This window comes from Pseudomonas sp. 1D4, assembly GCF_001728925.1.
Lineage (GTDB): Bacteria > Pseudomonadota > Gammaproteobacteria > Pseudomonadales > Pseudomonadaceae > Metapseudomonas > Metapseudomonas otitidis.
Genome location: NZ_LXJQ01000090.1, coordinates 1 through 8,996 on the forward strand (window position 1 = coordinate 1; position 8,996 = coordinate 8,996).

Annotated in this window: 9 protein-coding genes; 3 read left to right on the forward strand and 6 right to left on the reverse strand. The window is 66.8% G+C overall.

Annotated elements, in window-relative coordinates; translation table 11 throughout:
• Window positions 1-324: 324 nt before the first annotated feature.
• The 5 genes from A7D27_RS26185 to A7D27_RS26205 form a co-directional block, all read right to left on the reverse strand.
• Window positions 325-1,515: an MFS transporter gene (locus A7D27_RS26185; RefSeq protein ID WP_069563521.1), complete on the reverse strand. Its 1,191-nt coding sequence runs from the start codon at window positions 1,513-1,515 to the stop codon at window positions 325-327.
• Window positions 1,516-1,772: 257 nt separating this feature from the next.
• Window positions 1,773-2,519, reverse strand: a complete 747-nt coding sequence (gene tcyN / locus A7D27_RS26190) for an L-cystine ABC transporter ATP-binding protein TcyN (protein ID WP_069563522.1) — start codon at window positions 2,517-2,519, stop codon at window positions 1,773-1,775.
• The gene (gene tcyL / locus A7D27_RS26195) at window positions 2,519-3,187 is read right to left on the reverse strand and encodes a cystine ABC transporter permease (protein ID WP_069563523.1); all 669 of its coding nucleotides are present in this window, start codon (window positions 3,185-3,187) and stop codon (window positions 2,519-2,521) included. The genes tcyN and tcyL overlap by 1 nt, the downstream gene beginning before the upstream one ends.
• A complete protein-coding gene (gene tcyJ / locus A7D27_RS26200; protein WP_069566599.1) occupies window positions 3,184-3,975 on the reverse strand; it encodes a cystine ABC transporter substrate-binding protein in 792 nt (263 codons plus the stop codon). The genes tcyL and tcyJ overlap by 4 nt, the downstream gene beginning before the upstream one ends.
• 102 nt (window positions 3,976-4,077) lie before the next feature.
• Window positions 4,078-5,091: a D-cysteine desulfhydrase gene (locus tag A7D27_RS26205; RefSeq protein ID WP_069563525.1), complete on the reverse strand. Its 1,014-nt coding sequence runs from the start codon at window positions 5,089-5,091 to the stop codon at window positions 4,078-4,080.
• A 282-nt stretch (window positions 5,092-5,373) separates the two neighbouring features.
• Here A7D27_RS26205 and A7D27_RS26210 point away from each other — a divergent pair, with 282 nt between their 5' ends.
• The gene (locus A7D27_RS26210; protein ID WP_069566600.1) at window positions 5,374-6,156 is read left to right on the forward strand and encodes a MetQ/NlpA family ABC transporter substrate-binding protein; all 783 of its coding nucleotides are present in this window, start codon (window positions 5,374-5,376) and stop codon (window positions 6,154-6,156) included.
• Window positions 6,157-6,363: 207 nt separating this feature from the next.
• Window positions 6,364-7,554 carry a PLP-dependent aspartate aminotransferase family protein gene (locus tag A7D27_RS26215; protein ID WP_069566601.1) on the forward strand — a complete coding sequence of 397 codons (1,191 nt, stop codon included), beginning with the start codon at window positions 6,364-6,366 and terminating at the stop codon, window positions 7,552-7,554.
• A 24-nt stretch (window positions 7,555-7,578) separates the two neighbouring features.
• Here the strand turns inward: A7D27_RS26215 and A7D27_RS26220 are convergent, their stop codons facing one another.
• Entirely contained in the window at window positions 7,579-7,974 is a 396-nt protein-coding gene (locus A7D27_RS26220) for a hypothetical protein (RefSeq protein ID WP_069563528.1), read from the reverse strand.
• 865 nt (window positions 7,975-8,839) lie between these two features.
• Here A7D27_RS26220 and A7D27_RS28185 point away from each other — a divergent pair.
• On the forward strand, window positions 8,840-8,996 hold a 157-nt coding region (locus tag A7D27_RS28185; RefSeq protein WP_139134199.1), incomplete at its 3' end, for an OprD family outer membrane porin.

The following is an 8,996-nucleotide window of genomic DNA, read 5'->3' on the forward strand; positions in this document are numbered from 1 at the left end:
ACGGGTGCAGCACCCTGCCGGCCGTAGGATGGGCTGAGCTACGCGAAGCCCATCACTCCGATGCACGGCGCGGCTCGGGGTTGGGCGGTGGATCGATGAAGCGCGATCCACCCCACGGATGCTGCACCCTGCCGCCCGTAGGATGGGCTGAGCTACGCGAAGCCCATCACTCCGATGCACGGCGCGCGGCTCGGGGTTGGACGGTGGATCGGTGAAGTGCGATCCACCCCACGGATGCTGCACCCTGCCGCCCGTAGGATGGGCTGAGCTACGCGAAGCCCATCACTCCGGTACACGGCGCGCGGCTCGGAGCTGGATGGTGGATCAATGGATCTGTCCGGCCGCCTGGAGGCGCTCGCGGGTGGCGCGCAGGCGCGGCAGGGGCAGGCACACCAGCAGGGTGGCGACCAGCACGGCCACGCCCATCAGCGGCAGGTTGGCCAGGCCCATCCCGGTGCTCAGCCACAGGCCGCCGACGAAGGCGCCGCTGGCGTTGCCCAGGTTGAAGGCCGCGTGGCTGAGGGTGGCGGCGAGGCTGGCGGATTCGCCGGCCTGTTCCACCAGCAGCAGTTGCAGCGGCGAGGAGATGGCGAAGCTCGCCACGCCCCAGAGGAACAGGCAGGCCAGCGCCAGCACCGGCACCTGGGCGAAGACGAACAGCCCCACCAGGCACAGGCCGCTCACCGCGAAGGCCCCGGGCAGGGCGAAGCGGAAGCCCTTGTCCGCCAGGCGCCCGCCCAGCAGGTTGCCGAGGGTCAGGCCGATGCCGAACAGCAGCAGGGCGAAGTTGGCGTGCTCCGGGCTGAAGCCGGAGACATCGCGCAGCAGCGGGCTGATGTAGGTGAACACGCCGAACAGCGCCACCGACGACAGGCTGCACACCCCCAGCGCATGCAGCACCGGGCGCCGGAAGATGCCGTCCCAGGCACCGGCGGCATTGGGCTGCGGCCTGGCGGTGGCCGGCAGCCAGAGGAACTGCGCCAGCAGCGTCAGCAGGCCCAGGCCCGCCACCACCATGAAGGTCACCCGCCAGCTGGTGGCCTGGCCCAGCCAGGCGCCGGCCGGCACCCCGAGCACGTTGGCGATGGTCAGCCCGCTGAGCACCAGTGCCATGGCCGAGGCGCGGCGATGGGGCGGTGCCAGCTCGGCGGCCAGCAGGGTGGCGCAGCCGAAGAAGCCGGCATGGCTGAAGGCGGTGAACATGCGCGCCGCCAGCAGCCATTCGTAGCTGGGGGCCAGGGCGCAGGCGAGGTTGCCTAGGGCGTAGGCGCCCATCAGCCAGAGCAGCGCCTGGCGCCGGGGCAGGCGCCCCAGCAGCGGGCCCAGCAGCGGCGCGCCGATGACCACGCCCATGGCGTAGGCGCTGACCAGCAGGCCGGCGTCGGAGAGGCTCACGGAGAGGTCCTGGGCCACCTCGGGCAGCAGGCCCATGATGATGAATTCGCTGCTGCCGACGACGAAGCCGCCAAGGGCCAGGGCGAGCAGGGGGAGGGAGAGGAGGGTCGAGGGATTCATGGCAAGAGGCAGGGCTTGTTGCGAGGGCGCGCGGATTCTACGCGCTTTATCGCGTTGTGACCCGTCAGTCTGGCGGATTTTGGCCAGGTCACCGACCAAGCGCCCGGCGGTCCGTCGTGGCTGTAGGGTGGACCACGCTTCATCGGTCCACCATCGGCGTCACCCTCAACTCCGTTGGTGGATGGAAAGAGCGCCATCCAACCTACGCCGCCATCGCGAATGAATTCGCGCCCACGGGGGGCGTCGGGGGTGACCGCTCACCCCACCAGGAACTTGGCGAGGAACTGCCGGGTGCGTTCTTCCTTCGGGGCGCTGAACAGGGTCTTGGCGTCGCCCTGTTCGACGATCACGCCCTTGTCGATGAAGATCGCGCGATTGGCCACGTCGCGGGCGAAGCTCATCTCGTGGGTGACGATGACCATGGTGCGCTTCTCCTCGGCCAGGCCGCGGATGGTGGTCAGCACCTCGCCCACCAGCTCGGGGTCGAGGGCGGAGGTGGGTTCGTCGAAGAGGATCACGTCCGGCTCCATCGCCAGGGCGCGGGCGATGGCTACGCGCTGTTGCTGGCCGCCGGAAAGGCGCTTGGGGTAGGCGTCTTCCTTGCCTGCCAGGCCGACCTTGGCCAGCAGCGCACGGGCCCGTGCGATGGCGCGCTCGCGGGGTTCCTTCTTCACCACCACCGGGCCTTCGATGACGTTCTCCAGCGCGGTGCGGTGGGGGAAGAGGTTGAAGTTCTGGAACACGAAGCCGACGTGCTGGCGCAACTGGCGGATCAGCGATTGCTGCTGCTTCAGGGGCTGGTTGGCGTCGATCTCGATCTGGCCCACCTGGAGGGTGCCGCCGTCGGGCTCTTCCAGCAGGTTGAGGCAGCGCAGCAGGGTGGTCTTGCCCGAGCCGCTGGGGCCGATGATGGCGACCACTTCGCCCGGCTCGATGGTCAGGTCGATGCCCTTGAGCACCGCCTGGCCCTTGAAGGACTTGGTCAGGTTACGGACGGTGATCATCAGCTGTCCTGTTCGTGGCGGTTGACCCGGGCCTCGAGGCGCGCCTGGACGTGGGCCAGCAGTGTGGCCAGCACCCAGTAGATCAGCGCGACGGCCAGGTACATGGTGAAGATTTCCAAGGTGCGCGCGGTGATCAACTGCGCCTGGCGGAACACTTCCGGCACCTGGATGGTGGCGGCCAGGGCGGTGTCCTTGACCAGCGAGATGAAGCTGTTGCCCAGCGGCGGCAGGGCGGTGCGCGCGGCCTGCGGGAGGATGGCGCGCATCAGCGCCTGACCACGGCTCATGCCGATGCTGGCAGCGGCTTCCCATTGCCCCTTGTCGATGGAGGCGATGGCGGCGCGGAGGATTTCCGAGGTGTAAGCGGCCATGTTCAGCGAGAAGCCGATCAGCGCAGCCATCAGCGGGCTCAGCTCCAGGCCGAGCTGGGGCAGGCCGTAGTAGATGATGAACAACTGCACCAGCAGCGGTGTGCCACGGAAGAACGACACGTAGACCCGCGCCAGGCCGCGCACCGGCGCGATGGCGTAGAGGCGCGCCAGGGCCAGGGCGAAGCCCAGCAGCAGGCCGAAGAACATGCCGCCGAGGCTGAGAACCACGGTGTAGAGCGCGCCCTTCAACAGGAAGGGCGCGGAATCCAGCACCAGTTGCAGGCTGCCGTCGATCATTGGGTCACGTCAGCCTTGAACCACTTCTCGGACAGGGCCTTGAGGGTGCCGTCGGCCTTGAGCTTGGCCAGGGCCTTGTCCAGCGCGGCGAGCAGTTCGGGGTTGTCCTTGCGCACGGCGATGCCGGACTCCTGGCGGGAGAAGGGCTCGCCGGCCACGGCCAGGCGGCCGCCGGTCTTGTCGACCATCTCGAAGGCGGCCAGGCGGTCCACCAGGATCACGTCGATGCGGCCGACGTTGAGGTCCTGGAACTTGGTGGGGTCGTCGTCGTAGGTGCGGATGTCGGCCTGCGGGACGTTCTCCTTCAGCCACTGCTCGTAGTTGGTGCCCAGGCCCACGCCGACCTTCTTGCCGGCCAGGTCGGCGGCGGTCTTGATCTCGCCTTCCTTGCCCTTGCGCACCAGGGCCTGGATGCCGGAGACGGTGTAGGGGGTGGTGAAGTCGTACTTCTTCTTGCGCTCTTCGGAGATGGTCACCTGGTTGATGGCCACGTCCAGGCGACGGGATTCCAGGGCGGCGAGGATGCCGTCCCACTTGGTCGGCTGGAACTCGGCCTTCACGCCCAGCTCCTTGGCCAGGGCTTGTGCCAGCTCGACTTCGAAGCCGGTGAGCTTGCCGCTCTCGTCCTGGTAGTTGAAGGGCGGGTAGGTACCTTCCAGGCCGATCTTCAGGGCGCCTTTCTGCTGGATGTCCTTCAGGTCGGCGGCGGCGGTGCCGGCCAGGCCGAGACCGAGGGCCAGCGCCAGGCTGGCGAAGAGGGCGGGACGACGGAGCGTTGTTGCGTACATAGGGGGCCTCGCGGGGGCAGTTGGCGAATGGAGGGTCGCCACTCTAAGGGAGTTCCATATATTCGTTTAAATACATAAAAAACCAGAAAATTAATTTTCTGGTTATAAGTCGTGGTTCGCGTCGCCCGCAGGATGATAGGCGAACAGCGCCGGCGAGCCGCCGGTGTGCAGGAACAGCACCGGACCGTCGCCGTCGAAGGCCTGTCGGGCGATGCCGTCCAGCAGGCCGGCGAAGGCCTTGCCGGTGTAGACCGGGTCCAGCAGCAGCCCTTCACAGGCGGCGGCCCGACGCACGGCGGCGAGGGTGCCGGCATTGGCTTCGCCGTAGCGCGGGGCGAAGTACTGGTCCCACAGCTCGACCTTCAGGCCGGCGGGCACCGGCACGCCGAGCAGGTCGGCGGTGCGCTGCAGCAGGCCTTCCACCTTGGGCCGCTGGGTGGCGTCGGGGCGCGACACGGTGACGCCCACCACGCGGGTACCGGGCAGGGCCTGTTCCAGCGCGAGGGCGAGGCCGGCATGGGTGCCGGCGCTGCCGGAGGCGAGCACCACGGCGGCGAAGCGCTCGCCGCTGGCCTCGATCTGCTCGGCCAACTCCAGGCCGGCGCGCACGTAGCCCAGGGCGCCGAGGGCGTTGGAGCCGCCGATGGGCACCACGTAGGGGGTGCGGCCGGCAGCGCGCAGGCGCTCGGCGGCCTCGGCCAGCAACTGGTCGGCGGTGTCGAGGTTGGGCACCAACTGCACCTCGGTGCCGAACAGGTCCAGCAGCAGGCGGTTGCCGTTCTCCAGGTAGTTGCGGTCGGTGGTGCCGATGGGGTTTTCCAGCAGGGCCACGCAACCCAGGCCCAGGCGCGCGGCCAGGGCGGCGGTCTGGCGCACATGGTTGGACTGGATGGCGCCGGCGGTGACCAGTACGTCAGCGCCCTGGGCCAGGGCGTCCTGGGCGAGGTATTCGAGCTTGCGCACCTTGTTGCCGCCGAGGGCGAAGGGGGTCAGGTCGTCGCGCTTGACGTACAGGCCGCGCCCCAGCTCCCGGGACAGGCGTTCCAGCTTCTCCAGCGGGGTCGGCGCGGTGACCAGTTCCAGGCGGGGAAAGCGGGCGAGGGCAGTGGCGAGCATGGCAGGCATCCGGGGGGTGTTGGTACAGGCCGCCACTCTAGTGAGGCAGGCCGGGTGAGGCAATTCACGAGGGCGACATTCGATGTGGATAGGGAGGGCGCGTCGGGTACGGGCTGGGGCGTCTTTTAATTTCCAAAAGGAATATATGAATAAAAAATTGGTATTTGTTCGTTATAAAAAATCACCGTAACGTCCGCTCCAACCCGGCACCATCCAGGCCGGGACCCGAACCCCCGCTCATGGCTGACGATCCAGCCGGAGCCCCTGAGATCAAGGAACATCATGAAGAAGTCCCTGCTGTTGACCGCTCTGGCTGCCGCCCTTTCCGCCACCCTGGCCCACGCCGGCGAGAAGCTCGTCGTCGCCGCCACCCCGGTGCCCCATGCCGAGATCCTCGAACTGATCAAACCGCAGTTGGCGAAGGAAGGGGTCGATCTGGAGGTGAAGGTCTTTACCGACTACGTGCAACCCAACGTGCAGGTGGACGAGAAGCGCCTGGACGCCAACTACTTCCAGACCAAGCCCTACCTGGACAACTTCAACAGCGGCAAGGGCACTCACCTGGTGATCGTCCAGGGCGTACACGTCGAGCCCTTCGGCGGCTACTCCAGCAAGTACAACTCCCTGAAGGACCTGCCGGACGGCGCCACCATCGCCATCCCCAACGAAGGCAGCAACAGTGGCCGCGCCCTGCTCCTGCTGCAGAAGTCCGGCCTGCTGAAGCTGAAGGACCCGGGCAACGCCCTGGCGACCCCGAAGGACATCGCCGAGAACCCGCACCACTTCAAGTTCAAGGAGCTGGAGGCCGCCCTGCTGCCGCGCGTGCTGAACCAGGTGGACCTGGCGCTGATCAACACCAACTACGCGCTGGAGGCCAAGCTCAACCCGTCCAAGGACGCGCTGGTGCTGGAAGACAGCACGTCGCCCTACGTGAACTACCTGGTGGCCCGCCCGGACAACAAGGACAGCGACGCCATCAAGAAACTCTCCGCTGCGCTGACCAGCCCGGAAGTGAAGGCCTTCATCGAGCAGAAATACGCCGGCGCGGTCGTGCCGGCCTTCTGATCAACCGCAAGCCACGGTGGTGCGGCGAACGCCGCGCCTCTCCTCACGCCGACGAGTCTCGACTATCGTCGGCGTTCTTTTTTATGTGGGAGCGGATTCATCCGCGAATGCGTGCCGCAGGCACGCGCTGCAAGGCCTGGGACCGCTGCGCGGTCCATCGCGAATGAATTCGCTCCCACGCGCTCGCCTGCCTTTGGAGAATTCCCCATGCCTGAATCCAGACCCGGCCTTTCCACCCGCGCGGTGCACAGCGGCAACGACGTCGACCAGCAGATGGTCACCCGCCCGAAGACGCTGCCCATCTACGAGTCCTCGGTGTTCGTCTACGACAACCTGGAGCAGGTGGACGACTTCCTCGCCGGCAACCCGGACAACTACATGTACACCCGCATCGCCAACCCCAACCAGGCGGCGCTGGAGCAGTTGGTGCGGGACCTGGAAGGCGGCGAGGCGGCGCTGTTCTCCGCTTCCGGCATGGCCTCGGTGAGCGCGGCGCTGCTGGGGCGGCTGAATGCCGGCGACCACCTGATCGCCAGCCGCGAGCTGTACGGCACCACCCAGAGCCTGATCGAGAAGGAGCTGGCGCGCTTCGGCATCAGCGCCACCCTGGTGGAGATCAACGACCTGGCGGCGGTGGAAGCGGCCATCACCCCGGCCACGCGGCTGATCTACACCGAGACGGCCTCCAACCCGTTGGTGCGCATCAGCGACATTCCCGCCCTGGCCAGGCTGGCCAAGGCCCACGGGCTGAAGCTGCTGGTGGACAACACCTTCCTTTCCCCGGCGCTCTACAACCCGCTGGCGGCCGGTGCCGACCTGGTGCTGCACAGCACCACCAAGTACCTCAACGGCCACAGCGACGCCACCGGCGGCATCCTCGTCGGCGACGCCGAGTGGATCGCCCAGGCGCGACGCTTCCAGATCAATGCCGGCGGCAGTTCCAGCCCCTTCGAAGCCTGGCTGACCTTCCGGGGTGCCAAGACCCTGGCCCTGCGCATGAAGGCCCATTCCGCCAACGCCCAGGCCTTGGCCGAAGCGCTGGAGGCCCATCCGCAGGTGGCGAAGGTGTTCTACCCGGGGCTGCCTTCGCACCCGGACTTCGCACTGGCCCAGCGGCTGTTCCCCAAGGGTGCCTCGGGCATGCTGAGCTTCACCCTCAAGGGCGGCCTGGCGGAGGTGGACGGCCTGATCCGCGGCCTGCAGCGCACCGCGTTCGCGCCCTCGCTGGCCGGCGTGGCCAGCAGCATCACCCACCCGGGCAAGACCAGCCACCGCGCGCTGTCGGCCGAGGCCCTGGCGGAGCTGGACATCCACGAGGGGACCATCCGCGTGTCGGTGGGGATCGAGGACGCCGCCGACATCATCGGCGACTTCGTGCAGGCCCTGGACCGGCTCTGACCGGCCCAGGGCCCGGGGGAGGGCTCAGACGGCGACGGCGAAATGCCAGCGCACGTCCTGCTCGGCGAGGGCGCTGAGCACCCACTCGTAGTCCTGCAGGTCTTCGAGGAAGGCATCGGCGTTGGACAGCGAACGCGGCTGGCTCACCAGGTGCCCCTGCAGGGCACGCACGGTGCGCAGCCCGTCCTCGGGGCTGAACCACTGCTCGCAGGCGAGCTGGTCGTCTAGTTCGAGGCCGTCGAGCAGGTCGGCGAACTCGTTCGGGTCCTGGCTGACGAAGTCCCACAGCGACTTCACCTTGAGCCGTTTGCAGAGGTCGTCGACCTCGACTTCGTCCACCTGGACGACGGTACTGCCGTTGACGAAGTCATCGAGCCCGGCGACAGGTTTCTCAGGAACGATGTAGATGGCTGCACTCATGGCTGATGGGCCCTGACGGTGGTGGAACACACTGCTTTAGGGGCCCCAGCATAGCGACAGTTCCTTTGGCAGAAGGGGTCAACGACCAGCTTTGCAACGACGTTCACACCGGTTTCAGGAACTGTGTTGCGCCTTGGCCAAAGGCTGGCAGAAGGCCATTCGGACCCGTCCGAAGATCGGTGGACAAGCGGCTCGCCCCGCTCCGTATCGGAGCGGCAGGGGACCGTTCAGAACGGCTTGTCGCCGACGAGGGCAGCGTGGGCGCTCAGGGTCAGACCGCCGACGGTCAGGGCCGCCAGCAGGCGGCGGGCGAAGGGGGAACGATTCATGGTGGTGCTCCTCACGGGCGGCTGGCCGGCGCGAGGCCGGGCTACGGGACTGGAATAGGGGGGGCTGGGAGTCCAGTGGTCCGGTGAGGCGAAATCCTAATGATCTAAAAACGACTCAATAAATACCTTTTGGTTATTTTTTATGAGCGGCCGTGCGGGTGCTGACGCCTTTGCAGGCCCGGAGAGGTGCGGGACTGCGAATTCCGTCCGCTGCTGCGTTATTGGGGATGGCGCCAGGCGACCAAAGTCGGTAATTTGCGCGCCCTTTCGAGTAACTGAAGCCGCCTCGCCCAGGGGCAGCTCCCCGCCAGAGGGAGGCTACCGGTCTATTTATTCGATTTTGTTACAACAAAATGAATATTGATTCTTTTTAAGAATTAAACCCCTTGTCCTAGATTGACCGCCACCTCAGGCAGGCCCGCTGGCAAGGGGCTACGGGGTCTGACCTGCGGGTCATGTGGCAGCGTTTTTCATTGCTTGGCGATGCGCGCTTCCCCCATCAGAACACTTAGAAACACGCACCATTGGAGCATTGCATGAACAAATCTTCCCTGGCCCTGGCCATCGCAGGTGGCCTGCTGGCCCAACAGGCCGTCGCAGGCGGTTTCATCGAAGACAGCAAGGCGAGCGTCGAGCTGCGCAACTACTACTTCAACCGTGACTTCCGCCAGCCGGGTGCCTCGCAGAAAAAGG